The organism is Tsukamurella sp. TY48, from assembly GCF_019656655.1.
In the GTDB taxonomy this organism is placed as follows: domain Bacteria; phylum Actinomycetota; class Actinomycetes; order Mycobacteriales; family Mycobacteriaceae; genus Tsukamurella; species Tsukamurella strandjordii.
On the sequence record NZ_BPMV01000001.1, the window covers coordinates 1,978,807 to 2,005,408 of the forward strand.

General features: G+C 70.0%; 29 protein-coding genes. 14 read left to right on the plus strand and 15 right to left on the minus strand.

Annotated features, from left to right (window positions below):
* Positions 1–91 precede the first annotated feature (91 nt).
* Together TTY48_RS09550 and TTY48_RS09555 are read left to right on the plus strand one after the other, a co-directional pair.
* On the plus strand, positions 92–517 hold the full coding sequence (locus TTY48_RS09550) for an ImmA/IrrE family metallo-endopeptidase (RefSeq protein ID WP_220657273.1): 426 nt from the start codon (positions 92–94) through the stop codon (positions 515–517).
* A complete protein-coding gene (locus TTY48_RS09555) occupies positions 514–1,566 on the plus strand; it encodes a hypothetical protein (protein WP_220657274.1) in 1,053 nt (350 codons plus the stop codon). Before TTY48_RS09550 ends, TTY48_RS09555 begins: the two co-directional genes overlap by 4 nt.
* A gap of 28 nt (positions 1,567–1,594) precedes the next feature.
* Here the strand turns inward: TTY48_RS09555 and TTY48_RS09560 are convergent, their stop codons facing one another.
* The gene (locus tag TTY48_RS09560; protein ID WP_220657275.1) at positions 1,595–1,999 is read right to left on the minus strand and encodes a transcriptional regulator; all 405 of its coding nucleotides are present in this window, start codon (positions 1,997–1,999) and stop codon (positions 1,595–1,597) included.
* A gap of 120 nt (positions 2,000–2,119) precedes the next feature.
* Between TTY48_RS09560 and aroQ the strand changes: the two genes are divergently transcribed.
* Positions 2,120–2,563, plus strand: a complete 444-nt coding sequence (gene aroQ / locus TTY48_RS09565) for a type II 3-dehydroquinate dehydratase (protein ID WP_220657276.1) — start codon at positions 2,120–2,122, stop codon at positions 2,561–2,563.
* 7 nt (positions 2,564–2,570) lie between these two features.
* Here the strand turns inward: aroQ and TTY48_RS09570 are convergent, their stop codons facing one another.
* Entirely contained in the window at positions 2,571–3,146 is a 576-nt protein-coding gene (locus tag TTY48_RS09570; protein WP_220657277.1) for a TetR/AcrR family transcriptional regulator C-terminal domain-containing protein, read from the minus strand.
* Positions 3,147–3,186: 40 nt separating this feature from the next.
* Between TTY48_RS09570 and TTY48_RS09575 the strand changes: the two genes are divergently transcribed.
* The 3 genes from TTY48_RS09575 to TTY48_RS09585 are packed head-to-tail and all read left to right on the plus strand — an operon-like array spanning position 3,187 to position 5,026.
* Positions 3,187–3,756 (plus strand): biotin transporter BioY, encoded by a 570-nt coding sequence (locus TTY48_RS09575; RefSeq protein WP_220657278.1) that lies wholly within the window; start codon positions 3,187–3,189, stop codon positions 3,754–3,756.
* Positions 3,753–4,454, plus strand: coding sequence for an energy-coupling factor ABC transporter ATP-binding protein (locus TTY48_RS09580; protein ID WP_220657279.1), 702 nt, complete (start codon positions 3,753–3,755; stop codon positions 4,452–4,454). Before TTY48_RS09575 ends, TTY48_RS09580 begins: the two co-directional genes overlap by 4 nt.
* Positions 4,451–5,026 (plus strand): energy-coupling factor transporter transmembrane protein EcfT, encoded by a 576-nt coding sequence (locus tag TTY48_RS09585; protein WP_220657280.1) that lies wholly within the window; start codon positions 4,451–4,453, stop codon positions 5,024–5,026. The genes TTY48_RS09580 and TTY48_RS09585 overlap by 4 nt, the downstream gene beginning before the upstream one ends.
* A 5-nt stretch (positions 5,027–5,031) precedes the next feature.
* On the opposite strand, the gene TTY48_RS09590 is transcribed toward TTY48_RS09585, so the two are convergent.
* The 10 genes from TTY48_RS09590 to TTY48_RS09630 all read right to left on the minus strand — a co-directional run bounded on the left by TTY48_RS09590 (position 5,032) and on the right by TTY48_RS09630 (position 16,060).
* Complete coding sequence (locus tag TTY48_RS09590; RefSeq protein ID WP_220657281.1) at positions 5,032–6,201, minus strand: N(5)-(carboxyethyl)ornithine synthase; 1,170 nt, start codon at positions 6,199–6,201, stop codon at positions 5,032–5,034.
* Complete coding sequence (locus TTY48_RS21315) at positions 6,198–6,326, minus strand: hypothetical protein (RefSeq protein ID WP_255585603.1); 129 nt, start codon at positions 6,324–6,326, stop codon at positions 6,198–6,200. The genes TTY48_RS09590 and TTY48_RS21315 overlap by 4 nt, the downstream gene beginning before the upstream one ends.
* 97 nt (positions 6,327–6,423) lie before the next feature.
* Positions 6,424–7,410 carry an FAD-dependent monooxygenase gene (locus tag TTY48_RS21320; RefSeq protein ID WP_304941247.1) on the minus strand — a complete coding sequence of 329 codons (987 nt, stop codon included), beginning with the start codon at positions 7,408–7,410 and terminating at the stop codon, positions 6,424–6,426.
* Positions 7,411–7,467: 57 nt separating this feature from the next.
* Positions 7,468–9,132 carry a TIGR03767 family metallophosphoesterase gene (locus TTY48_RS09600; RefSeq protein ID WP_220657282.1) on the minus strand — a complete coding sequence of 555 codons (1,665 nt, stop codon included), beginning with the start codon at positions 9,130–9,132 and terminating at the stop codon, positions 7,468–7,470.
* A 203-nt stretch (positions 9,133–9,335) separates the two neighbouring features.
* Positions 9,336–10,355 (minus strand): ABC transporter substrate-binding protein, encoded by a 1,020-nt coding sequence (locus TTY48_RS09605; RefSeq protein ID WP_220658524.1) that lies wholly within the window; start codon positions 10,353–10,355, stop codon positions 9,336–9,338.
* Between the two features lie 49 nt (positions 10,356–10,404).
* Complete coding sequence (locus TTY48_RS09610) at positions 10,405–11,232, minus strand: SDR family NAD(P)-dependent oxidoreductase (protein WP_220657283.1); 828 nt, start codon at positions 11,230–11,232, stop codon at positions 10,405–10,407.
* 2 nt (positions 11,233–11,234) lie between these two features.
* Positions 11,235–13,109: a galactan 5-O-arabinofuranosyltransferase gene (locus TTY48_RS09615; protein WP_220657284.1), complete on the minus strand. Its 1,875-nt coding sequence runs from the start codon at positions 13,107–13,109 to the stop codon at positions 11,235–11,237.
* Positions 13,110–13,151: 42 nt separating this feature from the next.
* A complete protein-coding gene (locus tag TTY48_RS09620) occupies positions 13,152–13,913 on the minus strand; it encodes a decaprenylphospho-beta-D-erythro-pentofuranosid-2-ulose 2-reductase (protein ID WP_220657285.1) in 762 nt (253 codons plus the stop codon).
* Positions 13,914–13,946: 33 nt separating this feature from the next.
* A complete protein-coding gene (locus TTY48_RS09625) occupies positions 13,947–15,377 on the minus strand; it encodes an FAD-binding oxidoreductase (protein ID WP_220657286.1) in 1,431 nt (476 codons plus the stop codon).
* 83 nt (positions 15,378–15,460) lie between these two features.
* Complete coding sequence (locus TTY48_RS09630; RefSeq protein ID WP_220657287.1) at positions 15,461–16,060, minus strand: TetR/AcrR family transcriptional regulator; 600 nt, start codon at positions 16,058–16,060, stop codon at positions 15,461–15,463.
* A gap of 113 nt (positions 16,061–16,173) precedes the next feature.
* Here TTY48_RS09630 and TTY48_RS09635 point away from each other — a divergent pair, with 113 nt between their 5' ends.
* Both TTY48_RS09635 and TTY48_RS09640 read left to right on the plus strand, forming a co-directional pair.
* Positions 16,174–17,334 (plus strand): acyl-CoA dehydrogenase family protein, encoded by a 1,161-nt coding sequence (locus tag TTY48_RS09635; RefSeq protein ID WP_220657288.1) that lies wholly within the window; start codon positions 16,174–16,176, stop codon positions 17,332–17,334.
* A gap of 36 nt (positions 17,335–17,370) precedes the next feature.
* Positions 17,371–18,129, plus strand: a complete 759-nt coding sequence (locus TTY48_RS09640) for a 3-hydroxyacyl-CoA dehydrogenase (protein WP_220657289.1) — start codon at positions 17,371–17,373, stop codon at positions 18,127–18,129.
* 33 nt (positions 18,130–18,162) lie between these two features.
* On the opposite strand, the gene TTY48_RS09645 is transcribed toward TTY48_RS09640, so the two are convergent.
* On the minus strand, positions 18,163–18,399 hold the full coding sequence (locus TTY48_RS09645) for an RNA polymerase sigma factor (protein WP_220657290.1): 237 nt from the start codon (positions 18,397–18,399) through the stop codon (positions 18,163–18,165).
* A gap of 191 nt (positions 18,400–18,590) precedes the next feature.
* On the opposite strand from TTY48_RS09645, the gene doeB2 reads away from it, so the two are divergent.
* From doeB2 to TTY48_RS09665, 4 genes are read left to right on the plus strand one after another with little or no spacing between them, the layout of a single operon-like run.
* Positions 18,591–19,739 (plus strand): N(2)-acetyl-L-2,4-diaminobutanoate deacetylase DoeB2, encoded by a 1,149-nt coding sequence (doeB2, locus tag TTY48_RS09650; protein WP_220657291.1) that lies wholly within the window; start codon positions 18,591–18,593, stop codon positions 19,737–19,739.
* A gap of 37 nt (positions 19,740–19,776) precedes the next feature.
* The gene (locus TTY48_RS09655) at positions 19,777–21,027 is read left to right on the plus strand and encodes an aspartate aminotransferase family protein (RefSeq protein WP_220657292.1); all 1,251 of its coding nucleotides are present in this window, start codon (positions 19,777–19,779) and stop codon (positions 21,025–21,027) included.
* On the plus strand, positions 21,027–22,241 hold the full coding sequence (gene doeA, locus TTY48_RS09660; protein ID WP_220657293.1) for an ectoine hydrolase: 1,215 nt from the start codon (positions 21,027–21,029) through the stop codon (positions 22,239–22,241). The genes TTY48_RS09655 and doeA overlap by 1 nt, the downstream gene beginning before the upstream one ends.
* Positions 22,238–23,617 carry an NAD-dependent succinate-semialdehyde dehydrogenase gene (locus TTY48_RS09665; protein WP_220657294.1) on the plus strand — a complete coding sequence of 460 codons (1,380 nt, stop codon included), beginning with the start codon at positions 22,238–22,240 and terminating at the stop codon, positions 23,615–23,617. The genes doeA and TTY48_RS09665 overlap by 4 nt, the downstream gene beginning before the upstream one ends.
* Here the strand turns inward: TTY48_RS09665 and glmS are convergent, their stop codons facing one another.
* Both glmS and TTY48_RS09675 read right to left on the minus strand, forming a co-directional pair.
* Entirely contained in the window at positions 23,618–25,453 is a 1,836-nt protein-coding gene (gene glmS / locus TTY48_RS09670) for a glutamine--fructose-6-phosphate transaminase (isomerizing) (protein WP_220657295.1), read from the minus strand. It abuts the gene before it with no gap.
* Positions 25,454–25,468: 15 nt separating this feature from the next.
* Positions 25,469–25,729, minus strand: coding sequence for a hypothetical protein (locus TTY48_RS09675; RefSeq protein WP_220657296.1), 261 nt, complete (start codon positions 25,727–25,729; stop codon positions 25,469–25,471).
* Between the two features lie 174 nt (positions 25,730–25,903).
* Here TTY48_RS09675 and TTY48_RS09680 point away from each other — a divergent pair, with 174 nt between their 5' ends.
* Positions 25,904–26,098, plus strand: coding sequence for a helix-turn-helix transcriptional regulator (locus TTY48_RS09680; RefSeq protein WP_220658525.1), 195 nt, complete (start codon positions 25,904–25,906; stop codon positions 26,096–26,098).
* Entirely contained in the window at positions 26,088–26,597 is a 510-nt protein-coding gene (locus TTY48_RS09685) for a hypothetical protein (RefSeq protein WP_220657297.1), read from the plus strand. Before TTY48_RS09680 ends, TTY48_RS09685 begins: the two co-directional genes overlap by 11 nt.
* Positions 26,598–26,602: the final 5 nt, after the last annotated feature.

The following is a 26,602-nucleotide window of genomic DNA, read 5'->3' on the forward strand; positions in this document are numbered from 1 at the left end:
GACCTGGGCGGATGCACATTCGCTCCTGGCGAATTCTGCTCAGCGGACGCTCTCTGCACTGAACGCGGACGATCGGACGTATCGTTTGGGCATGGCTGGCATCGATCGACCCACGCGCGCAGTGCGCTCGGTCGTGCGTGCCGTCACTCCGACCTCCGGTGCGGGTCCCAGGACCATCGCCGAAGTGGTCGCCGCATACGCGGAACACCGGGGCCGGCCGATCGACGTCCGGCGGCAGGCGCTGCCCGTCGGCGTCTTCGGCATGTGGCTGAAGAACGACGCCCGTGACCTCCTCCTGGTCTCGACCGGGATCGCGACACCCGAGCAGACCCTCGCGCACGAGCTGGGTCATCTCGTGCTGGATCATCCGCAGGGCTGCTCGTCCGATCCGGATGCCGGCAAGGCCGCCGAGGCCGAGCGGGAAGCGGAATCCTTCGCCACCATGCTGGTGCGGCGCGTCGCCGCGGGTAGCACGGCCGGTTCGGTGGACGCGGTGGTGGACGAGCTACTCGGATGATCGCTTCGCTCGTTGCTCCGATCCTGTGGCTCGGAGCGTTGGAACGGTTCAGTCGCTGGCAGACCAATCGGAACATGCCGGCCGGTGCTGCGTTGCTGACGGCTGTCGCACTGGCCGTCATGGTCACCGTGGACACGCCCGCGGCCATCGGCGCTCTGACCCATGCGGGTCTGCACGAGACCGAGGTCATCACCCTGCAGCGGTTGCTGCTCCTGGTGGCCTGCGTCGGGGCGCTGGTCTTCGCGCTCGCGCTCGACGGGGAGGTCTCCCGGCAGCGCATCGTGGTGCGGGTCCTGCCGCTGGTGATCGCGGGGGTGCTGGTGATGGGCAACGCGATCGCGGTCCGGCACGCGGATCCGACCCTGCTGATGAGCAGCAGCGTGGTGGGCCAGGCGCTGGAGTCGGCGCTGGTCTACAGCTGTCTGATGCTGACCGCGCTGGTGGTGGCGAGGTCCACGTGGCGCGCCTCGCGGCGTACCCGGATGCATCGCCCGCAGCTGCGGATCCTCGCGGGCGGCGGCGTGATCCTCGCGGTGGTGGCGGTGGCCAATGTCATCGCCGGTGGTTTCCTGCTCCAGCATCTGCAGCTGAACGTGTGGGTCCTGCGCCTGAACCGGCTGATGCTGGATGCGGGGTTCGCGAGCTGGGCGCTCGTGTTGATGGCGTCCTGGGTGGGCACGGTGATCGTGGCGACCCGGGAGTGGTGGAAGTACCGGCCGGCGTACGAGCAGGTCCGTGAGCTGTTCCCGGACCTGGAAGCGGTGGTGCGGCCCGGCGGCGGCTGGGTGGAGACGGTGGACGCCCGTGCCGGTGTGGTGCTCGACGGGTGGGCCCTGCTGGCGCGTCCGGGCGATCCACTGCACGACGAGGATCCGACCACCGAGCGGGCGCGGGCGGTGGCCACGTGGCTCGACCTGTCGGCGCCGTACGGATCGATCACGGCGGCCGATCTGGCGCCGCCTCCGGGCTGGCGCATGGCGCGCTGGGTGTCCGCGATAACGAGCAGGGCCCAGCACACCACGTCGCCCCTGATGGAGCGGGTGCGCTGAGCCCTGTCGAGTGGCTTGCGGGACCGCCTTATTCGGCGGTGCCCTCCTTGTTCTCCTCCGCCTCGAACTCGGCCAGGAGGCCGGCGAGTGCGGCGCGACGATCCGCCGAGAGCTTCACCGAGCGGCGTGCCATCTCGAGCATGCCGGACTCGCGGAGCTCGCGGGTGAGCTCGAGGTCGGCGAGGACCTCACGCTCGTACAGCGGGTCCGAGAAGTACTCCGCGCGTACGCCGAAGGTCTGCGCGATGGACGCGACCATGTCGTACGCGGGACGCGAGCTACGACCCGACCGGAGCTGCGAGAGGTAGGGAACAGACAGCTTGCCGCCGCTCTCCTCCACCATCCGGCAGAACTCGGACGAGGTGTAGGGACCGCGGTCGGCAGGATGTACCACCTCGAAAAGTCGGTTCAGCTTGGCCGCGAACGTGGTCATCAGGCCCTCCCTTCAGTGTTTACGAATACAGAGCACCCTACATGGCCGAAGCCTTGCTGCGCACGCCGTGGGATTTCGATCTCAAAAGTGTCGGACCCTTTGAGGCTAGGCTATCGCTCCATGGGCCCTGTCATCCTGGTGCTGAACGGACCGAACCTGAACATGCTCGGCGTGCGCCAGCCGGAGGTGTACGGGTCGAGCACCTACGCGGACGTGGTCGCGGTCTGCGAACGCGCCGCCGCCGCCGCGTCGGTCGCGGTGGACGTGCGCCAGACCAACGACGAGGCCGAGATGCTGGAGTGGATCCATCACGCCGCCCGGTCCAAGGAGTTCGCGGCCATCGTGATCAATCCGGCGGCGTGGACGCACACCTCGGTGGCGCTGGCCGATGCGCTGGTGATCCCCGAGATCCCGGTGATCGAGGTGCACATCTCCAATGTGCACGCGCGTGAGTCCTTCCGGCACCACTCCTACGTCTCGCCGCTGGCGGTCGCGGTGATCGCGGGCTGCGGGATCGCCGGCTACGGCTATGCGGTGGACCGGGCGGCGGCGCTGATCGCCTGAGCCCGGCTCAGGCGGGGAGTCGCCCGCGCAGGCCGTCGACGATGAGGTCGACCCCGCCCGCGAAGGCCCGGTCGGTGCCCGGCCCGTCGAGTTCGCCCGCGGCGGCGCCGGCCCGGGCCATGGCCTCGCGGGTCTGCTCCTCGAAGGTGAAGCCCACCACGAAGTGGGCGAGGGTGAGGGCCACGGCGTGCGCGTCGGCCGGTTTGGCTCCCGCGGCGGTGGCGATCTCGGCGAGCTGTGTGTGCAGGTTGCGGGTGCCCAGCTGCGAGGCCAGCGAGGCGGAGACCACCTCGGCGCCGTCGCGGTGCCGGCGCAGCACGCCGCGCAGCGCGTGGGCGTAGCCGGTGAGCTGGCGGTCCCAGCGCATCCGTGACTTCGAGGCGGCGGCCGCGAGAGCGGGATCGGCGAGGATCGTGTCCGCGATCGCGGCGAGCAGCGACTGCTTGTTCGGGATGTGCCAGTAGAGGGCGCCGGGAGCCACCCCGAGTTCGGCGGCCACGCGGCGCATCGTCAGGTCCGGGAGCCCCACCGTGTCGAGGACGCCGATCGCGGAGGTCAGCACGTCCTGTCGATTGATGGCCACGGACTTGACTGTAGCCGAGCGCCCCGTTATCTCTTGAACCGTGTTCAACGCTGCGCGCTACCGCGCCACCCCTCGCGATCTGGCTCTGATCGCCGTGTTCACGGCCCTCATGGCGGTGCTCGCCATGCCGCCCGGCATCAGCTTCGGCGGCATCACGCCGATCACCCTGCAGACCCTCGGGTTCATGCTCGCGGCCACGCTCCTCGGGTTCCCCTGGGGCGGTGCGTCGGTGGCGCTGTACGTGCTGCTCATCGTGATCGGGCTGCCGATCGCGGCCGGCGGCCGCGGCGGGCCCGCGGTGCTCACCGGCCCCACCGGCGGCTATCTGGTGGGCGCGATCATCGGTGCGCTGGTGACCGGCTACCTGGTGGACCGCTGGGGACGCACCGATGTGTGGAAGGTGGCCCTGGCCAACGTGATCGGGCTCATGGTGATCGTCTACGCGGTGGGCATCCCGTGGTCGGCGTGGCGCACCGGCAGCGGCCTTTTCGCGCTCGCCACGAACGCGGTGCAGTTCCTGCCGGGCGATCTGATCAAGGTGGCGATCACCGCACTGGTCACGGTCACGGTGGTGCGGGCCTATCCCAGGATCGCGCAGCGCGCGGCGTGATCGTTCTCGACGACGTCTGGCACTCCTACGACGAGCGCACCGTGCTGCGCGGCGTCTCGGCGGAGTTGGCGGAGCGCCGGATCGGGGTGATCGGCGCCAACGGCTCGGGCAAGTCGACGCTGGCGCGCACCTTCAACGGTCTGGTGGTGCCCGACCGCGGCACCGTCGAGACCCTGGGCCTGGACGTGCGCAAGCACCGCACCGAGGTCCGCTCGCAGGTCGGTTTCATGTTCGCCGATGCCTCGGCGCAGATCGTGATGCCCACACCCGCCGAGGACGTGGCCCTCTCGCTGCGGCCGCGCGGCCGGCGGCGCTCCCGGCCGGACGGTGCGCAGTCCGCCCGGATCGCCGCACGAGTGACCGAGATCCTGTCCGAGTTCGGCCTGGCCGACCACGCCGATGCGCCCGCGCAGCTGCTCAGCTCCGGCCAGAAGCAGATGCTGGCCTTCGCGTCCGTCCTGGTCACCGAGCCGAAGATCCTGGTGTGCGACGAGCCCACCACGCTGCTCGATCTGCGCAACGTGCTCAAGGTGCGGGCCCGGCTCGCGGCGCTGGAGCAGCAGGTGATCCTGCTGACCCACCACCTGGAGCTGCTCGACGACTTCGATCGGGTGCTGGTGATGGACGACGGGGCCATCGTCTTCGACGGTGCCCCCGCCCCGGCGATCGCCGCCTACCGGGAGTTGGCGGCGCAGTGATCGGCCAGTACGTTCCGCGTGATTCGCCGGTTCACCGGCTTCCCGCCGGGGTGAAGCTGGTGGCGATGTTGGCGCTGGTCACCGTGCTCGCGATCGTGCCGCGTCCGGTGCCGCTCGCGGTGGCCGCGGTGGCCGTGGCGGCGCTCTTCCCGGTGGCGCGGCTGCGGCCGGTGCACCTGTGGCGGGCCGTGGCGCCCGCGCTGCTGTTCGCCGCGGTGCTCACCGGCTTCTACCTGCTCAGCCAGGGCTGGCCCGACGGTGCGCGCGCCGCCGTCGCCCCCGTGGGGCAGCTGCTGGTGGGCGTGCTGGCCGGCAACCTGCTGGTGTTCACCACGCGGGTGACCGATCTCGCCTCGCTCGCGGGGCGGCTGCTGGGCTGGCGGGTGGAACTGCTGGTGGCCCTGACGATCCGCTCGATCCCCACGGTGATCGCCGTGGTGCGGCAGACCCGCGAGGCGGCCTGGGCGCGCGGGCAGCGCGCCTCGCTGATCAGGGTGCTGCCCACCGTGCTGGTGCGGCTCATCCGCGATGCGGACCTGATGGGTGAGGCGCTGGTGGCCCGCGGGCTCTGACGGCGTCACCCGGCGGCTGGCAGCCCCGGCCGGTGCGGGTACTCCGCCGAACGTCCTTGGAAGGAAAGGATGTTCGGATTCGCGATGCGCCCGTCGCGGATCTCGATGGCGCGGCGGATGGTCTCGTCGCGGTCCCAGGCGAGCGGGCCGCCCATCACCGTATCGAGGAAGGGCAGCAGTGCTTCACTGTTCTCCCAGGTGGCCGAGTTCCACAGGTACGAGGGACTGTGATCGACCGCGTAGTAGGCGATGTGGTCGCCCACCTCGAACATCGGCGCCTCGAAGCTGGTGGGCCGCGCCCAGCTGAACCCCATGGCGAGATCGCAGGAGACGTCCACGATCAGGGTGCCGGGGCGGAACTCGCGGAGGTCCTCGGTGTGCAGGTACACCAGCGGATGGTCGGTGTCCTGGAGGGTGCAGTTGACGATGATGTCCCGCTCGGCGAGGAAGGGCGCCAGGGGAATCCGGCCGCGGTCGGTGATCACATGGCTGAGGTAGGGCGCGCGGGCATCGTGATCGAACTGGGTGATCTGCACCGAGTGGATGGGTGACCCCACGGCGGCCACGGAGCGATTGGTGAGCACCTGGACGTCGTGCACACCGTGGGCGTTGAGCGCGGTCACAGCGCCCCGTGCGGTGGCCCCGAATCCGATCACGACGGCGGTGAGCCGCCGACCGTAATCGCCGGTGGATCCGGTCAGTTGCAGCGCCTGGAGTACCGAGCAGTACCCGGCGAGCTCGTTGTTCTTGTGGAAGACGTGCACGCCGACGCCGCCGTCCACGGCCCAGTGGTTCATGGCCTCGAAGGCGATCAGCGTGAGGCCGCGGTCGATCGCGATCTGGGTGAGCGTCGGATCCTGGACGCAGTGCGGCCAGCCCCACAGGACGGCGCCCTCGCGCAGGGCCGCGACATCGGAGTGCTGCGGCTTCGGGAGGATCACCACATCGGATTCGGCGATCACCGTCTCCCGGTCGGCGAATCCGCCGACGGTGTCGGCGAGGTCCTCATCCGAGTACCCGAAACGCGTGCCGTAGCCGCGTTCGAGGGTGGTGCGGGCGCGTATCCCGGGGTCGATGCGGGCCAGGTGGGCGGGGTGCACGGGCAGGCGGTACTCGTTCTCCTTCGCCGAGGTGCCGACGATGCCGAGCGTCGCGGGCGCCCGGTGCGCCGTCACTTCCGCTTCGGATCGAGGTGGTCGTGGAAGGTCCGTTCCACCTTCGCGCGCTTGTCGGCGCGTTTCTCTTTGATCGACTTGGCGGAGGTCTTGGACATGTGTTGCCGTGGCGACTTGTCGCTCATGGTCGTTCCCTTGATCGGAAGCTGCGAATGGCTCCTGGCCTCAACGCTACGCCTCCGCGGCCGCCGTGGGCAGGGGTGCCGTCCCGCGGGCGCCCGATCAGCGCGGCGGCGGGGTGCGGCGGACGGCTTCGCGGTCGAGGAGCTCATCGAGGGCTGCGGTGACCGCGGCCTCGGAGCCGCTGTTCAGTGCGGGGGCCACGTGCAGCGCGTCGGTGATGGCATCGGCGGCGCCGCTGCCGGAGGCGGGCGATTTCGCGTGTGCCGCATCGCCGATCAGCACGGAGCGTCCCGCACGCCACGGATTGGCGCCGCCGGGAAGGCGTTCGGGGAGCGCGGTCTCCCAGATCTGGATCGGCCGACCGGATTGCGCGTCCAGGGCGGCGAGGACATCGGGGCCGAGGCTGAACCCGAGCTCCCCGAGACGGGCACCGTCGGGGGTGCGGGTGAAGGCGAGGGTGCCGCGGGCGTCGGTGAGGAAGCCGGCCGCGGAGCCCCCGTCGCCGCGGAAGAAGGTGAGCACGTTCGGCGCCGGATCGGGTGCGGGACCGGTGAATCCGGGGGCGAAGCGGGCACTGGTCCCGGGCGCGGTGGCGGCGGCCAGGTGGGCGAATCCGGGGGACCGGCGCACGGTGGAGTGCACCCCGTCGGCACCGATCGTCCAGTGGTCCGTCGAGGTCTCGTCGGTGGCGGGGATCGGTGACCGGAAGCGGACGTCCGCGCCGAGGCCCCGCGCCGCGTCCAGCAGCGCGGCCACGAGGCCGTGCCGGGTGACCATGCGCAGCGGTGCGGGCAGCGGGCGGGTGAGGTCGGCACCGTCGGGCTGGACCAGCCGGATGGCGTCGATGCGGGGCGCCTGGGCGAACAGCTCGGCGACCGGGCCGAATTCGCTCCGCACGCCGAGCGCGCCGAAGATCGTGGGTGAGAGTCCGAGGAAGGCGCCCACGCCGGTGGCGGCGGCCTCGTCGATCGTCTCGTGCACCACGATCCGCTCGGGTGGGGTGCCGGCCGCGAGGAGGGCCGCGGCGAGCGTCAGGCCGGCGGGTCCGGCCCCCGCGATCCGGATGGTGCCCACAGTTGTTGTCACTCATCCAGTCTGCTGTCCCGGGAGGGCGCGGCGCAACCGCACCCGCCGCGGGACGGGTCACCGGAGCGGGTGGGTGAGCAGCAGCTCGCAGTTGCGGTCGGCCTCGGCGCCGAGCAGCGTGTCGTCGCGGTGCACATCGTTGTACGACAGCTCGCGGTAGAGGCTGGCGAGGCCCTGCGCGCTGAGGTCGGACGGATTGGCGGTCACCGGGCTGTCGGCTTCGATCAGCGGGGTGAACAGGCTGAGCGTGCCGTCGCGGTTATCGGCGACCTCGATGATCCGGGCCAGCTGCGGGAAGTCCACGTGGCTGGCGGTGTTGATCTCCCAGAAGCTCTGCTTCGGCGTGGGTCCGGCATGCGCGATCATCTCGTTCTTGTGGGTGTGCCCGTTCACCCAGGCGATCACGTTGGGATGCTGGGCGAGGGTGGCCACGAGCACCTTGCCGTCGTACTGCTTCTCGCCCGGCTCCTCGGGGTCGGGCAACAGCGCCGTCATGGACTTCGAGGTGTGGTGGCTGAAGACGATCACCAGTTGGTCCGGGTGGGCCTTGAGCTGGGCCAGCAGCCACGCGAGCTGCTTCTCGCCGATGGTGCCCTCGGCCAGTCCGAGATTATTGGTGGTGTCGAGGGCGATGCCGATCACGCCGGGAGCGAGTTGGAAGGTGTACCAGGTGGGGCCGTCGGGGCTGGCGAAGCCGTGGCCCACGGGGCCGGGTCCGGTGAGCGCGGGATCGAAGTGCCGGCGCACGAATTCGCGCGGGCTGAACGGTGCCCGCTTCGGGTCCGGGGTGACCGGGATGACGGGCCCGGACAGCTTGAGCTGGGCCAGCATCGGTCCGAGCTGCGACGGATCGGTGGTGAGCGCGCGGGCGATCGCGAGCGCCGCCGGATCGGTGTGCGGGATGTCGAGCTTGACGGGCGAGAGGTAGAGCCAGTCGGCGATGCCGTTGGGCAGGGTGCCCAGCAGGCTGTCGTCGTGGTTGCCCACCACCGCGTACCAGGGGGTGCGCAGTCCCGGACTGGTGTGCGCACCGATCGCGGCCTTGAGGAATCCGGGGATCTGCTGGAAACCCTTGTCCTTGTACATGTCCCAGTACGGCGATTCGGGCTGCCAGTACAGTGCGGCGCCCTTGGCCTGCAGGCCCTCGAAGCGGTCCGGTGCACCGGTGTTGGGCACGATGGTGCCGCCGGAGAGCACCGTCTGGAACCAGTTGAGCTCGGCCAGTTCCCGGTTGTCGGTGTTGTCGCCGGTGGTGATCACGCAGTCGAAGGGGCGGCCGGTGAAGGGGCCGCCGGCCAGCGCGTTGATCCGCTGCACGAGCGCTACTGCGCCCTGGGTGGTGAGTGTCTCCTGGGGCCGGAAGGCGGGGCCCTGGAACGGGTGGACGAACTCGAACCGGGCGGGGCTCTGCGCGTCCACGATGTGCATATCGGTGATCTGCACGAAGGAGGCGAGGGGCGCGCGGGAGGTCTCGCGGGCGGCTCCCGCGGTCGCCAGCTCCTGGCGCACGTACAGCGGCCATCCGGTGCCGGGGACCAGCGGGCGGTAGCCGCCGGCGCGGGCGGTCCCGGGGACGCAGACGCGGTCGAGGGTGGTCCCCGCGGTGCCGGTGGCGGTGGCGATTCCCGGGACGGCGTGGGCGTAACGGGTGGTCACGGTGCTGGTCGCGGCCACGGCGAGGGTCGCGGCTCCGGCGCGCAGGAAACTCCGACGGGAGGTCATGCGGGGAACCTTAGAACAACTCCGTTGTCCAAGTCACAAAAACCACATGAACAACATGCGACACAGCTGTAACATATGTCACAGCGTGTCAAAGCGCAGGTCCCGGCAGGGCGACGGTGTCCCCACAACGCCTCGGCCTCCCCTACGCAGCTGCCTAGGGGAGGCCGAGGATGTGCGGGGAGGCGCGCTCCCCGCCGGGGCGGCTACTTCGCCAGGAACTCACCCAGCTGCGTCACGATGAGGTTCGCGCCGGTGGGGCCGAGGCCCAGGTACCAGACGTCGTCGTCCACCCGGAAGGCCTTACCGCGCTGCACCGCGCCCAGCTGCGACCACGCCGGATTCGCCAGCGCCGTGCTCTCGCCGGTCACGTCGGGCTTGCCGTAGCTGGAGTAGAACAGGTAGTCGCCGTCGGCCTTGGGCAGGTTCTCCAGCGAGATCTCCACCGCCAACTCGTCGACGTTCTGATCCGCCGGCCGGGGCAGGCCCGCGTCCTGCAGGATCACGCCGATCAGCGACTTGTTCGCGTACAGGCGGGTCTTGCCCGGCATGAACCGCAGCAGCGAGATCGTGGGCTTGGCGCCGGTGAACCGCGCGCTGAGGGCCTTGGCGTTGTCGGCGTACCGGTTCAGCTGCTCGACGGTCTTCGTCTCCTCGCCCACCGAGGCGCCCACCAGGCGGAAGTTCTCCTTCCACGGGAAACCGGGACGGATCGACAAGACGGTGGGCGCGATCGCCGAGAGCTGCGGGTACAGCTTGTCCACGCGCAGCTTGCTGCCGAGGATCAGGTCGGGCTTGAGCTTGGCGATGGCCTCGATGTTCACGCTCTGGATCTTGCCGACCCGTTCGACGCCCTCCACCTTGTCGGCGAGATAGCTCGGCACCGGGCTGCTGCCCTCGGTCTCGACCATGCCGACGGGCTTGATGCCCAGGCTCAGAACGGAATCCAGCTCGCCGGTATCGAGGACGACGATGCGCTCGGGCTTGCGGGGGATCTCGGTGATCCCGGCCGCGTGCCGCACCGAACGGGGGAAGACGCCGGGTTTGGCATCGGTGCCGAGCTTCGCGGTCTCCGCATCGGCCGTGCCGAAGCGCTCGCCGCCCGTGGCGACGTCGGCGTTCCCGGAGCTCTTGCCGTCGTTCGAGTTCGAGCAGGAGGCCACGCCCACGGCGGCGGCCAGCAGGACGACCGCGGGCGCGAGCCGGCGGGCGAGAGTTCTATGCATCACCGGGGTAGCGTACGCCACCGCTTAGGTGAGGCATATCTAAGTTCGGTCAGGTAAGGGACGAGATGGTGCGGTCGGAGGCCGACGGGGACAACAGGTCCACCACCGGCAGCACCGCCCGCAGCGCGGCGGGCGAGACCTCGATCGGCTGATGCGTCACCGCGCGCACGATCCAGCGCCCCGCCTCGTCGGGCTCCAGGGCGCCCACGGCCTCGTACTCCTCGGTGGGCGCGATCATCTCGGTGCGCACCAGGGGGAAGTAGACGTTGGTGGCGTGCACGCCCGGATGCGGCCGCTCGGCATTCAGGCTGCGGCCGAAGATCGCCAGCGCGCTCTTGGAGGCGCCGTACGCGGAGAACCGCGGGAAGGTGTTGGCCAGCAGGCCCCACGTGCACACGTTCACGATCTGCCCGCGCCCGCGCTCGATCATCCCCGGCAGCACGCCGAGCGAGAGTTGCACCGCCGCGAAGTAATTGAGGTTCATCGTGCGCTGGAAGTCGTGGAGCCGATCGGTGGAATCGGCGATCGACCGGCGGATGGAGTGCCCGGCGTTGTTGATCAGCACGTCCACCTCGCCGAGTCCGGTGAGCAGACCGTCGATCGACGAGGTGTCGCTCAGATCGCAGACGCGGTACTCGCCGCCGGTGATCGCGCAGAGCTCCTCGAGCTCCTGTTCGCGCCGGGCCACCGCGATCACGTGGGCGCCGCGCTCGGCCAGCTGGATCGCCGCCTCACGGCCGATGCCCGACGAGGCGCCGGTCACCACGATCCGCAGTCCACGCAGGGTGCGCCCCGGTCCGGACAGTGCGGCGTCGACGGGGCCGGGCAGCAGGCTGCGACGCTGCAGGAACTCCTGGACGGTGCGGCGAACCGACATGGTCACTTCCTCACGATCACGACGAACGGACCGACCTCGGTGGAGGTGAATCGCGGGTCGGCGAAGAGCTTGTCGGGGAAGGTCACGGTGTAGCGCCGCACGTTCGGATCGTTCGGGTACACGTCCTCCGCGAGCCGCAGCGCCAGGCCGTCGGAGGATTTGCGGAAGACGAAGGCCGTGGGCGCGCGCCAGGGCGCACCGTCGAGCGCGGCGATGAAGTCGTCCGCCGAGGTGAGCTTCGCCCAGGCCTCGATGGCCTCCGAGCGGGCGGTGAACTGCGCCAGGGGGTTCGCGTAGTTGGAGGTGAGGTTCTGGAAGCCCCAGTACGGGTAGATCGCGAGGAAGCCGTAGTCGGCGGTGAGCACCACGGTGTCCGTGCGGGGCTTGCCGGTCGCCTCCAGGATCGCCTTGTCCACATCGCGGTACGACGATTCCGCACCCGCCGGCCGGCGGTCGCCGCGGTTGCCGTCACCGTCGGTGTCCGAGTACGCGACGGCGATCTCCCCGGCCAGCTGCGCCGGGATCGTCTGCGCCACACCGATCGCGGCCACCGCGGCCAGGATCACGCCGGCCTGCCGGTAGCGCGGATAGCCCTCGCCCAGCGAACCGGCGATGGCCACGGCGCCGAGCGCGCCGGCCGCGGCGAGCAGCACGTGCAGCACGGGTTCGGTACGGAAGCCGAGCAGGGTGGTCTGCGCGACGGTGGCCACCATCGACAGCAGCGCCCACAGGTACACGCCGACGATGCCGATCCCCAGGGCCTGGGCCTCGGGGGTCGACCGGAACCGCACCAGCACCCACACCACGCCGATCAGGGCCAGTGCCCCGAGCAGCGAGAAGTGCAGCATCGGCATCGGGAGCACGGCGCCCTGTTCGGGCAGGTAGTGGAACGCCGAGCCGCGCGACTCCGAGGGCTCCCTGGCCATCCGCAGCAGGAAGGGGCCGTACGCGGGCAGGCCGATCACGATCGTGATGAGGCCGATCACGGTGACCCGCGCCGGAATCCGCCAATCGACCCGGTGCTCGCGCGTCCACGCCGCGATCAGGGCCACCAGGCCCATCAGCACCACGATGAACGCGGCCACTCCGAGGTAGAGCGTGTAGAACCACAGCGCGCCGCCCAGGTAGACGGCGGTGATCGCCAGCGCGAGCCGGTCCCCGCGGGTCACGGCGCGCCAGGCGAAGATCAGCACCGGCGGCAGCAGGATGGTGACCACGGCGCCGTACGGCTCGGCCGAGCCGTAGAGCAGCATCGCGATCGTGGTCGCGAGGCTCGCGGCGATCGCCTTCGCGGGGCTGACCAGCGCGAACCACAGCGCGAGCGCCAGCGCCGCGGCCACCGCGAGCGAGAGCACCGACCAGGGCTGGAAGGCCGACCAGCCCTCGAACCCGAAGATCCGCGCGAATCGGCCGCCCAGCCAGAACCAGCCGGGGGAGTACAGCGGGGGCATGTCCGCGTAGGTCATGTCCGCCATCCGCGGCGATGAGGTGAACCGGGTCAGGAACTCGGTGCGGAACTGCTGGTCGACGGAGATGCCGCCCAGGTACAGCTTGGTGCCGCCCAGGGGCAGGGCCAGCGTCGCGGTGACGAAGCCCGAGAGGGTCGCGAAGGACAGCAGCCGCAGCGGACGGGCGTACCGGCCGAGGCTCAGCGTCCACGCGCAGCCGGCGAGGATCACCACCGCGGCCACCTGCGCGACGGTCGCGAGCGAGCGCGTCACGTTGGAGCTGCTGTAGGCGGGCCACTCCACGGACTGGATGGCGTACCACCCGATCACCGAAACCGCCGCCGCGAGGATCGCGGCGGCGGCCAGGTCGAGCGCCAGGTCGCGTGCCCTCGGGGCCGCGACGGTGCTGTCGGTGTGCGTGTCAGTCACGCGGTCAGACTAAATGGTCCGACGTCCGAGCGGCTGCACGCATCAGATGGGGAGCTTCTTGAAGATCGGCTGCGGGATGTTCTTGAGGCCGAAGCTCACGAAGCCCCAGGGGCTGGGGGCGTAGATCAGCGACTTGCCCTTGATCGCGGCGTCCACGGCGAGCTTGCCGATGACGTCCTTGTCGATCGTCAGCGGGGCCTCCTTGACGTGCGCGGAGAACTTGGTGCGCACCATGCCCGGGCGGACCACGAGCACCGAGGCGCCGTAGGGCTCCAGGGCCTGGCCCAGGTTGAGGTAGAAGCCGTCGAAGCCGGCCTTGGAGGAGCCGTAGACGAAGTTGCTGCGACGGGGCCGCAGGCCCGCGACGGAGCTCATGGCGATGATCTGGCCGTGGCCCTGCGCCTTGAACTTCTGGCCCAGCAGCACGCCGACCGACACTGCGCCGGTGTAGTTGACCTGCGCCAGCAGCACGGCCTTGCGCTGGTTCTGCCACAGCTCCTCGGCGTCGCCGTCGAGGGCGAAGGCCACGATGGCCACGTCGATGTCGCCACCGGCGAAGGCCTGGTCGATCACGGCCTCGTGGGTGTCGAAGGCGGTGGCGTCGAAGTCGATCACGTCGACCGATGCCGCGCCGGCGGCCTTGACCTGGGCGACCGACTGCTCGCGCAGGGGATCGTTCGGGAGCGCGGCCAGCACCACGTGCTGGGTGCCCTTGGCGAGGTACTCCTCGACGATCGCGAGACCGATCTCGGAGGTTCCGCCGAGCAGCAGGACGGACTGGGGAACGCCGACGGCGTTGATCATGTGATTGCTTCCTTGGTTCTGTTCGGCCGGGTCTTAGGCGAGTTCCAGGCGACGGCCCAGATCGGAGATGAAGACGCCGGTGGGATCGATGCGACGGCGCGTGGCGATCCACTCGTCGATCTTCGGGTACATGGCGTGGAAGCGCTCCGCGGTGGTCCGCGAATCCTTCGCGGTGTACAGCCGGCCGCCCATGGCCATGATGCGCACGTCGAGCTCGTTGAGGAACTCGGCCAGGCCCCGCTTCACGGGGAAGTCCAGGCACACGTTCCAGCCCTTGAAGGGGAAGCTCAGCGGCGCCTGGTTGCCGTCGCCGAAGAGTTTGATCACGTTGAGGAAGCTCACGTGGCCGGAGGCCTGGATGTCCTCGATCAGCTTGATGAACTCGGGCTCGTTGCCGGTGGGCACGATGAACTGGTACTGGCAGAAGCCGCCGGTGCGGCCGTAGGCGTTGTTCCAGCCGCCGAAGGCGTCGAGCATGTGGTAGAAGCCCGCGAGGTTCTTCACCTTGCCCTGGCTGGGCGGCCCGGCGCGGAAGTAGGCCTCGCCCACCAGCGAGAAGTCGAACTTGTTCGCCAGCCCGTTGGGGAAGATGTTGGGGAAGCTGAGCAGCGGCTTGTTGTTGAAGCTCAGCGGATTCTTGCGGTACTTCTCCGGCAGCTCGTCGAGCGTGGCCAGGTTGCCGCGGGAGAAGGTGCCGCGGCCCAGCTTCGGCGGCGCGCTGATCGCGTCGAACCAGCCGGAGGCGTACTCGTAGCCGTCCTCGAAGCCGTCCTGCAGGTGCAGGTCGATGGTCTCCTGCAGCGAATTGGTGCGCTCGGTGTCGGCGATGAAGTAGGCGCTCTCGGTGCGCTTCATCTGGATCTTCGCGCGCAGGATGATGCCGGTCATGCCGACGCCGGCCACGGTGGCCCAGAACAGCTCACCGTCGGGATCGTCGGACGAGCCCTTCGGGGTGAGCGTGAGCACCGTGCCGTCGGCGGTCAACAGCGTCATCTCGAGGACGTGGTTGCCGAACGATCCCTGGCTGTGGTGGTTCTTGCCGTGGATGTCGTGCGCGATGGCACCGCCGATGGTCACCTGGCGGGTGCCGGGGAGCACGGGCACCCACAGGCCGTAGGGCAGCGCCGCCTGCATGAGGGTGTCGAGGTCGACGCCGGCATCGACGTCCACGATCGCGTTCTCCGCGTCGATCTCGTGGATGGCGCTCAGCGGCGTCATGTCGATGGTCAGGCCGCCGGTGTTCTGCGCCGACTCGTTGTACGAGCGGCCCAGGCCGCGCGCGATCACGCCGCGTCGCAGGTAGGCGGGCTTGTCGGCCTCGGCGTCGGCCACGACGGCGACCGCCTTGGCGATCTGGTCCACGTCCGGCGTGGACAGCACGTGCCCCTCGATCGGCGTGGTGCGCGACCAGCCCACCAGCTTGCGCGTCGAGATGGGCAGATAGGGAAGAGTTGTCTCAGACATCGCAGGCCAGAATACCGCTCGCTACCTGAGACCACGCTGAACTGTGACGCGGCTGTGGAATCGCACAGTCCGGTGCGGCGAGGTCAGTGCGGGTCGAGCGGCGCGGTGATCACGGACAGCTGCGGTTTCTCGTCCGACGGTGCGTCCGGCCCCCGCAGGTGGGTCCACATCGCGTCGACGAGGGGCTGCAGGAACAGGCTGCCCATCTGCCGCACCATCAGGCTGATCACCTGGTCGGATTCGGATCTGTCCGTGGAGGCGAGGTTCGCGGCGCGGAGGCGGACCACCTCGCTGCGGCCGAGTTCGGTGAGCCGGATCAGCAGCTGGGAGCCGCCGGGGTCGAGGAAGGACCGGCGCAGGTAGTCGACGACGGCCGGCCGGCTGGCCAGCATGTCCTGCACGGAGGCGTCGCGGGCGGCGGCGACCTCGGCGGGGGTGCCGTCGTCGGGGACCCGGGCGATGGCCTGGGCGTGGTAGTCGACGACCTGCTGTTCCACCGCGCTGCGCAGTCCCTCTTTGGTCTTGAAGTGGTGTTGCACCAGCCCCACGGTGACCCCGGCCCGGGCGGCGACGGCGCGCAGGGAGACGGCGCTCTCGCCGTGTGCGGCGAACAGGTCGAGCGCGGCGTTGCGGATCCGGGCCTTGGCGGTCAGATCGTCATCGGTCGCGGGGAGATCGGTCACTCGGTGTCCCTTCTACCTGCGAGATTCTAGCGGGTTCCCCCTTGCGCTATACAGCTGCATCGTAGACTATACAAACGTATCGTCCGTTTCGTGTGCAGAGAAGAGACCGTCGAATGACCGCACTGTTCCCCGACTACCGCCCCGCGTGGGAGACCCCGGAGCACACCGAGCTCCGCAAGCACGCGGCCGAGTTCTTCCGCCGGGAGGCCACGCCGAATCAGGAGCGCTGGGCCGATCAGCACCAGGTGGACCGCGAGTTCTGGAACAAGGCGGGCGATGCCGGACTGCTGTGCACCGAGCTCCCCGAATCGCTCGGCGGCGCCGGCGGCGACTTCGGGCACGACACGGTGGTGGTGCAGGAACTGGCCCTGTCCGGCGACTCCGCCTTCGGCTACGGCGTGCACTCCACGATCTGCGCCCACTACGTGGAGGACTGCGGCACCGAGGAGCAGAAGCAGCGCTGGCTGCCCAAGGCCGCATCGGGCGAGGCCGTCTTCGCCATCGCGATGACCGAGCCCGGCACGGGCTCCGATCTGCAGGCCGTGCGCACCACCGCCGTTCGTGAGGGCGATGAGTACGTGATCAATGGCAGCAAGACCTTCATCTCCAACGGCAGCCACTGCGATCTGCTGATCATCGTCTGCAAGACCGATCCCGGCCAGGGCGCGAAGGGCATCTCGCTGATCGTCGCCGAGACCGACGGGCTCCCCGGCTTCGAGCGCGGGCGGGTGCTCAAGAAGATCGGCCAGCACGGCCAGGACACGCGCGAGCTGTCCTTCACCGATATGCGCGTCCCGGCGGCCAACCTGCTCGGCGGCGTCGAGGGCCAGGGTTTCTACCAGCTCATGCGCCAGCTGCCCCGGGAGCGGCTGAGCATCGCCGTGGGCGGCGTGGCCGCGGCCGAGAAGGCGGTGCTCGAGGCGATCGCATACACCAAGGAGCGCAAGGCCTTCGGTAAGCCCATCGCCGATTTCCAGAACACCAAGTTCGTGCTCGCCGACGCGAAGACCGAGGTGCTCGCGGGTAAGACGCTGGTCGATCACTGCATCACCCTCGCGATCGCCGGCACCCTGGACGCCGGCACCGCCTCGATGGCGAAGCTGTGGGCCACCGAGATGCAGTGCCGCGTGATCGACAACGTGCTCCAGCTGTTCGGCGGGTACGGCTACATGATGGAGTACCCCATCGCCCAGCTCTACGCGGGCGCTCGCGTGCAGAAGATCTACGGCGGCACGAACGAGATCATGAAGGAACTCATCGCCCGCGGACTGTAGAAAACCCCCTCGCTCAACCCTTTTCAGGAGACAATCATGGATATCGCAGGCAGTACGGCACTGGTGACCGGCGGCGCTTCGGGGCTCGGCCTCGCCACCGTGACCGCCCTCGCCCGGTCGGGCGCGAAGGTCGTGGCCATCGACCTCCCCTCCGCCGATACCTCGGCCCTCGATGCACTCGGGGCGGACGTGCGCTTCGCCGCCGCCGACGTGACCGACGAGGCGGGCGTGACGGCGGCCGTGGAGCAGGCGAACGCCGACGGCACCCTGCGGATCGCGGTGAACTGCGCGGGCATCGGCAACGCCATCAAGACGGTCGGCAAGAACGGGCCGTTCCCGCTGGCCGACTTCGAGCGCGTGGTGAAGGTGAACCTGATCGGCACTTTCAACGTGACCCGGCTTGCCGCGTACGCCATCTCGCAGAACGCGCCGGTGGGTGAGGAGCGCGGCGTGATCGTCAACACCGCCTCCGTGGCCGCCTTCGACGGGCAGATCGGTCAGGCCGCGTACTCGGCGTCCAAGGGCGGCGTGGTGGGTGCCACCCTGCCGATCGCGCGTGATCTCGCCTCGCTGCTGATCCGGGTGAACACCATCGCACCCGGCCTGTTCAAGACGCCGCTCCTGGGCACCCTGCCCGAGGAGGCGCAGCGCTCGCTGGGCGCGCAGGTGCCGCATCCGAGCCGCCTCGGCGACCCGTCCGAGTACGCGCAGCTCGTGGAGGCGATCATCACCAACCCGATGCTCAACGGCGAGACGATCCGCCTCGACGGCGCGATCCGCATGGCCCCGCGCTGAGCGGACCCCGATCACCGCGGCGCACCCGGAGCCTCAGGCCCGGGTGCGCTGTCGTGTCCGCCCCTGATCACAGGACCGCCGGCGCAGCCCCTCCAGGGCCCGGTGCTGGCGGAGCCGCACCGCGTTCGGCGTGATGCGCAGTATCGCCGCCACCTCGTCGACCGAGAGTCCCTGCACCACGCGCAGCTGCAGAACCCGGTACAACTCGGCCGGGAGCTCCGCCCGCAGCTGCGCGTCCACGGACGGATCGCGGGCGGTCGGGTTCTCCATGTGCTGAATCTATGGGATCGCACAGCGGGCGCACATCAGCCGAACGGCCGATGGAACTCCGCCGTTCGTCTACTCCCGCGCGGCCGGATCCCGCCTCGCGCGTCGGCCCCTCGGTCACGTTAGCGCGTGCCGCCCGACGATCGGCGGTACGTTGGAAGTGACCGAGACGGACCGCAATCCGAGGAGGTCCGATGAACGCACCGTGGGTCGAGACCCTGGCCCGGGCACGAACGCTCCGACACGAACTCCATCGCCGGCCCGAGATCGCCTGGGCCGAGCACGCCACCGCAGCCGCCGTCCGCGCCGAGCTCGACGCGATCGGAATCGGCTGGCGGCCCTGCGCGGACACCGGCACCGTCGCCCTGCTGGCCCCCGATGCGCCGGGGCGCCACGTGGCCCTGCGCGCCGACCTCGACGCCATGCCGATCGCCGAGGCCACCGGACTCGCCCACGCCTCGCAGTCGCCGGGCGTGATGCACGCCTGCGGGCACGACGGACACACCGCGGCACTGCTCGCGGCCGCGCGCTGGCTGCACCGGCACGAGCCGGATCTCCCGGGTCCCGTCACCCTGCTCTTCCAACCCGCCGAGGAGGGCGGCCACGGCGCGCGCCGGATGATCGACGAGGGCTGCCTCGACGGGGTCGACGTGATCTTCGGCTGGCACAACTGGCCGGGGCTGCCGCCCGGGAGGGCACTGTGCCCGGCGGGCCCGGTGATGTCGGCGAACGGCACCTTCGAGGTGACGGTGCGCGGCCGCGGCGGGCACGCCTCCCAGCCGGAGGCCACTGCGGACCCGGTGCTCGCGGCGGCGGCGATCACGGTGGCGCTGCAGCAGATCGTGGCCCGCCGCACCGCGCCGCACGAGGCGGTGGTCGTGGCCGTCACCGCACTGCACGCCGAGAGCGCTCCCACGGTGACCCCGGACGAGGCGGTGCTGTCCGGCAGCATCCGCGCCGCCGACGATGCCGCCCGGACCCGGGTGTTCGACCTGATCGAGTCGATCGCCCGCGCCACCGCCGATGCCCACGGCGTCGGCATCCGGGTGACGACCACGCCGCGGTACGGGGCCACCGTGAACCATCCGGGGCCCGCAGCCGAGTACGGCGAGCGGCTGGCCGCGGTGCTCGGCCCGCACTGGGCGGGACAGGCAGCCGTCCCCGTGCTCGCCTCGGAGGACTTCAGCTACTACCTGGGCGCCGTTCCCGGCGCCTTCGCCCTGCTCGGCTCCGCCACCGAGGCGCCCCTGCACAGCGCCGAGTACGACTTCGACGACGAGCTGCTCGATACCGCCGCCCGGCTCCTGGTGGGCCTGGCGGGCGCCCCCGATCCACCGCACTGAACGGAACCGACGAACGCACGGAACGAGAGGAATTCGCATGGACACCGCAGTATTCGACCAGCACGAATCGGAGGTGCGTGCGTACTGTCGCGCGTTCCCCACCGTTTTCGCCTCCGCCTCCGGCGCTCGCCAGGTGGACGAGGCGGGCACGAGCTACATCGACTTCTTCGCCGGCGCGGGGGTCCTCAACTTCGGTCACAACAACCCGAAGATGAAGCGCGCCCTGATCGACTTCCTCGAATCCGATGGGGTGGTGCACAGCCTTGACACCTACACCACCGCCAAGCGCGACTTCCTGGCCCGGTTCCACGAGGTGATCCTCGCTCCCCGCGGGATGGATCACCGCATGCAGTTCACCGGGCCCACCGGCACCAACGCCGTGGAGGCCGCGCTCAAGCTGGCCCGCCTGGTGACCGGCAGGCGTGAGGTGGTGGCGTTCAGCCACGGCTTCCACGGGATGACCCTGGGGGCACTGGCGGCCACCGCGAACGAGGCCTTCCGGCAGTGGGCGGGCGTGCCGCTGCGCGATGTGGTGCGCCTGCCTTTCGAGACCGCGCCCGGTGGGAAGACGGCGCTCGCCGAGTACGCGGCCGCCCTCGAAGATCCGTCGAGTGGGCTCACGCCGCCCGCGGCCTTCCTGGTGGAGGCCGTCCAGGCGGAGGGCGGCGTGAACGTGGCCGGCGCGGAGTGGTTGCGCGCGGTGCAGGAGCTCGCGAAGAAGACCGGGGCGCTGTTCATCATCGACGATATTCAGGCCGGATGCGGCCGCACCGGAAGCTATTTCAGCTTCGACGGGTACGGCCTGGACCCCGATATCATCACCCTGGCCAAGGGGCTCGGCGGCTACGGAACCCCGATCGCGATGAATCTCAACAAGCCGGGCATCGATGCGCAGTGGTCGCCGGGCGCGCACACCGGCACCTTCCGCGGGCAGGGCCTGTCGCTGGTGGCGGGCACCGTGGCCCTCGACTACTTCGCCGACGACACCCTCATGAAAGCCGTGGCCGCACACGGCGAGACGATGCGCTCGAAGCTCGCCGCGATCGCGGCAGCGCATCCCGACCGGGACTGGGAGGTGCGGGGCAAGGGCATGATGCAGGCGCTCGATGTGGGCGACGGTGCGCTGGCGAAGCGGGTCCAGAGCGCTTGTTTCGAGGCCGGCCTGCTGATCGGGCCGTGCGGCAGCGGAGGACGGGTGCTGAAACTGATTCCACCGCTCACCATCTCGGAAGAGGATCTCGCCGAGGGGCTCGGCATCCTGGAGCGGGCCATCGCGGAGGTGAGCTGATGCTGGTCCGTGACGATATGACCTTCGAGCCGGCCGAGTACCAGCGCAGGCTCACCGAGCTGCGCGAGCGGATGCAGAAGCGCCAGCTGGACGCGGTGGTGATCACCGATCCCGAGAACCTGATGTACCTCACCGACTATCAGACCACGGGCTACTCCTTCTTCCAGGCGCTGGTGGTGCCGCTCGACGACGAGCCGGTGATGATCACCCGCGCGATGGAGGAATCCAACGTGATCGCGCGCACCTGGGTCGAACGCACCCGGCCCTACCCGGATACCGGCGACGCGATCCAGGAACTCGTGCTCACCCTGAAGGAGGCGGGGCTCGGTACCAAACGCGTGGGCTACGAGCGCAACAGCTACTTCTTCCCCGCTTACCAGCAGGACCGCGTGCACACCTCGTTCCAGCAGGGTGTGCTGATGGACTGCTTCGGCATCGTCGAGGCGGGGCGGGCGCGCAAATCCGATGCCGAGATCGCGGTGATGCGCAAGGCCGCCCGCGCCGCCGAGGCCGGTATGGCGGCGGGACTCGAGGCGGCGGTGCCGGGCAACACCGAGAACGATGTGGCCGCGGCGATCAGCGCCGCCATGTTCACCGCCGGCGGCGAGTTCCCCGCCGTGATGCCCTACGTCGCCTCCGGGCCGCGGTCGATGATCGGGCACGCCACCTGGGAGGGGCGCACCATCGAGCCGGGCGAGCACGTCTTCCTGGAGGTGGGCGGCTGCTATCGCCGGTACCACACGGCGCTGATGCGGACGGCGGTGAACGGCGAGCTCAGCGAATCGCTGTCCATCGCGCAGGAGACCATGAAGACCGCGCTGGAAGAACTGAAAGCGGTGATGGGCCCGGGGCTCACGGTCTCGGACGCGGACTCGGTGGTCCGGCGAATCATCTCCGACAATCCGGTGGGTGCCCGGCTGGTGACGCGATCCGGCTACTCCATCGGCATCGCCTTCCCGCCGTCCTGGGACGAGGGCTACATCCTGAGCCTGAACCCGGGCGACTTCACGGCGCTGGAACCGGGCATGACCTTCCACGTGATCCCGTGGATGTGGGGCGTGGACGGCGATAAGACCGTGGGCATCTCCGACACCATCCGGATCACCGAGACCGGCTGCGAGTCCTTCTTCACCCTGGACGAGGACTTCACCGTGCACGGCGGCGCCGCTACCGCCGCGCCGCCGATTCCCGCCGAGCGAACGGAGGAGACATGACCGCCGAACTCACCGCCATCGACCCGTCCACCGGGCAGGTGGTGCGCACCGTCCCCGCCGCGGGCCCCGAGCTCGTCGAATCGACCCTTGCCCGCGCCGAGGCGGGGTACGACCGCTGGCGCCGAACCGGATTCGCCGAACGCGCCGAACTGCTGCGTGCGGTGGCCGCCGAGTTGCGGCGCGGCACGGCGGATTACGCGATGATGATGACCGAGGAGATGGGTAAACCCATCACCGAGGCGCGGGGCGAGGTGGAGAAGGCCGCGTGGGCCGCCGAGCACTACGCCGATCACGCCGCCGAGTACCTGGCCACCGAGACCGTGGCCTCCGATGCCACCCGCAGCTATGTGCAGTACCTGCCGATCGGCCCGGTGCTGGGCGTGCTCCCGTGGAATGCACCCTTCTGGTTGGCCTTCCGGTTCTGCGCGCCCGCGCTCATGGCGGGGAACACGTGCGTGATGAAACACGACCCGCACGTTCCCGGGTGCGCGGCCGCGATCGCCGGTGCCTTCCGCGCGGTCGGCGCGCCCGACGGGGTCTTCGCCTCGTTGCCGGTGGCCACCGCCGATGTCGAGGCGGTGATCCGCGACCGCCGGATCCGCGCCGTCTCCTTCACCGGATCCGGGCGGGGCGGCGCCGCGGTGGCGGCCGTGGCCGCGAGCGAGATCAAGCCGGCCGTCCTGGAACTGGGCGGGTCCGATCCCTGCATCGTGCTCGCGGATGCCGATCTGGAGGCCGCGGCCGATGTGATCGCCCTGTCCCGCATCATCAACGCCGGCCAGTCGTGCATCGCCGCCAAACGGATCATCGTCGAGCGTCCCGTGCACGACCAGCTGGTGGAACTGCTGCACACCCGGTTCGCCGCACTCCGCGTGGGCGAGCCGCGCGACGAGGCCACCCAGGTGGGCCCCATCGCGCGGGCCGATCTGCGCGACAACCTGCACCGGCAGGTCACCGAGACCGTGGCCGCCGGCGCGACCTGTGTGATCGGCGGTGAACTGCCCACCGGCGCGGGCTACTTCTATCCGCCCACGCTGCTCACCGGCGTGCGGCCGGGGATGGCGGCCTGCGCCGAGGAGACCTTCGGCCCGGTCGCCGCGGTGATGACCGCCGTGGACGCCGACCACGCGCTCGACCTCGCCAACGCCACGCCCTACGGCCTCGCTGCGAGCGTGTGGACGTCCCCCGAGCGCGGTGAGGCCCTGGCGCCGCAGATCGAGGCCGGTCAGGTGAGCGTGAACGGCATCGTCAAGACCGATCCGCGGCTGCCCAGCGGCGGTGTCAAACGCTCCGGCTACGGCCGCGAACTGGGACGCCACGGCATCCACGAGTTCGTGAACGCCCAGCAGGTGTGGGTGGGCCCGAAGCGGGAGTGATTACTCGACGGTGACCGACTTCGCCAGGTTGCGCGGCCGGTCGATGTTCAGGCCCAGGGACAGCGCCGCGTAGTAGGCCAGCAGCTGGGTGGGGATCATCAGCAGGATCGGGTCCAGCTCGGGCTCGCTCTTGGGCACGGTGAGCGTCACCTTCGACTCGGGCAGCTCCACGCCCGGGTTGGTGATCGCCACGATATCGCCGCCGCGGGCGGCGATCTCGTGCAGCGCACCCACGTTGCGGTCCAGCAGCTCGTCGTCGGGCACGATCGCCACGGTCGGCAGCTCCGGGCTGATCAGCGCGAGCGGGCCGTGCTTGAGCTCGGAGGCCTGATAGGCCTCGGCGTGGCGGTAGCTGATCTCCTTGAACTTCTGCGCGCCCTCGCGGGCGGTGGGGTAGCCGCGCACCCGGCCGATGAAGAACAGGCTGGGCGCCTCGGCGAGCAGCTTGGCCGCCTTCTCGATCTCGTCGGGTGCGGCGATGATCTCGCCGATCTGCGCCGGCAACTGCTTGAGCGCCTTCACGATCCGGGTGCCGTCGGTGATCGACAGATCACGCACGCGGCCCAGCGCCAGCGCCAGCAGAGCGAAGCCCACCGCCATGTGGGTGTTGGCCTTGGTGGAGGCCACGGAGACCTCGGGGCCGGCGTGCAGGTAGATGCCGCCGGACACCTCGCGGGCGATGGTCGAGCCGACCACGTTCACCAGGCCGACGATGGTGCCGCCCTTGCGCTTGACCTCCTGCACCGCGAACGCGGTGTCGGCCGTCTCGCCGGACTGGCTCACGGCCACGTACAGGGTGTCGGGCTCGATGATCGGGTTGCGGTAGCGGAACTCGCTGGCGGGCTCGGCATCCGCGGGGATGCGGGCGAGCTCCTCGATCACCGAGGCGCCCAGCTGACCCATGTAGTAGGCGCTGCCGCAGCCCAGGATCTTGACCCGCTTGAACCGGCGCATGGCCTGCGCGTCCAGGTTCAGGCCGTCGAGGCGGGCGGTGGCGAAGCGCTCGTCGAGGCGGCCGGAGAGCATGCGCTCGAGCGACTGCGGCTGCTCGGCGATCTCCTTGAGCATGAAGTGGCTGTGGTTGCCCAGCTCCAGCTCGTCGGGCGAGATGTCCACGGTGGTGGCCGACTTCGCGACGGCGCGGTTGTCGTCCGCGCTGAACATGCGGAAGCCGGAGGCGGTGACCGTGGCGCACTCGCCGTCGTCGAGGTGCACCACCTGGCTGGTGTGCCGCACCACGGCGGAGATGTCGGAGGCCACGAACATCTCCTTGTCGCCCACGCCGATGATCAGCGGGGAGCCGTTGCGGGCCACCACGATGCGATCGGGATGCTCGGTGTCGAGGACCGCGAGGGCGTAGGTGCCGCTGAGCCGGGCCAGGGTCTGGCGGACGGCGTCCTCCAGGGTCTCGGCGCCGCTGCGGGCGATCAGGTGGGCCACCGCCTCGGTGTCGGTGTCGGAGGTCAGCTCCACGCCCTCGGCCTCGAGCTCGATCCGCAGATCGCGGGCGTTGTCGATGATGCCGTTGTGCACCACGAAGATCCGCTCCAGGCCCTCGGCGTCGGGGGCGGAGGCGTGCGGGTGGGCGTTCGCCTCCGACGGTGCGCCGTGCGTAGCCCACCGGGTGTGGCCGATGCCGGTCTTACCGGCCAGACGCTTGGGCAGCGCGGCCTCCAGATCCCGGACGCGGCCCACGCTGCGGACCCGCTTGGCGCCCGAGGGGCCGAGCACGGCGATGCCCGCGGAGTCGTATCCGCGGTATTCGAGCTGGGTGAGCCCGTCGATGAGGATGTCCACGGCCGTCTGGCCACCGATGTATCCGACGATTCCGCACATGCTGGGGGTGCGCTCCTAGCTGTAGACGAGGCGGCGCAGCTGCCGCTCGGTGAGTTCGGGGGCGGCGACGAGCCGGCTGCGCAGCTCATCGGTGAGGGTCTCGAAGATCTCGGCGTTCTTGGCACCGCGGTCCTGGAGGGCGCGGTGGCGGCGGCGCACGAAGTCCTCGACGGGCTCCCGGTAGTAGGCCGTGACATCGTCGATCACCCGCACTGCCTCGGCGGCGGTGAGCCCCGTGGTGCGCGCGATGTGGTCGACGAGGTCGGTGTCCGGCACGACGTCGATCTTCCGTCCCGCCGACTCCGCTGTCAATTTTCTGCCCGGAATCGGGCAGAAACGTGTCGCATTCGAGCGCGGAGAGGTTTCCGACGACCTCGATGTCAAGAATGCTTGACTTCAGATGTCAAGCATGCTTGACTTCGTGGTGTGGAAGATGAGAACCCCGTCCGGATGCGGCGGCGCGCCCGGCGCGTGACGCAGGCCGAACTGGCCGCTGCCGCAGGCGTGAGCCGCCAGACCATGGTGGCCGTCGAGAAGGGCGACTACGCGCCCAACGTGTACCTCGCCCTGCGGATCGCCCGCGCTCTCGACGCCACCGTCGAAGAACTGTTCCCGTTGGAGAAGGAGGAGAACCATGTCGGTTGAGAGTTCGCACTCGGTCGAGGACCGCGTCGAGGAGTTCATCCTGGCCCCGTCGGACCCCGCGTGGGGCGACGAGCGCGCCCGGGACGAGTACTACCGGGCGATGACCATCGGCTACTACTGGACCGCCCCCGCCACCCTGGTGCTGTCGCTGATCGCCGCGGCGGAGGGCGCGAAGATCGCGGCCGTCGCGGCGCTGTGGCTGGCGGTGTTCACGCAGCTCGCGGCCTACCGGTACTGCGTGCGCCACGATGTTCCGCTGGGCGAGATCATGAAGTCCTTCCTCACCAAGAAGCGGATGGTGGCGTTGATCGCGATCCTCATCCCGTACCTGGCGCTGTGGTGCTCGCTCATGGTCGATTCCGATCCCTCCACCATCGCGGGCGCGGTGGTCGGCGGACTCGTGGGCACCGTGATCGCGGGCGCCCTGGGCGCGCTGCTGGCACGGCAGGAGCGACGCCGCGAGGCCGCCGCGGGTGAGCAGGACGACGTCTTCGAGTGAAGCTC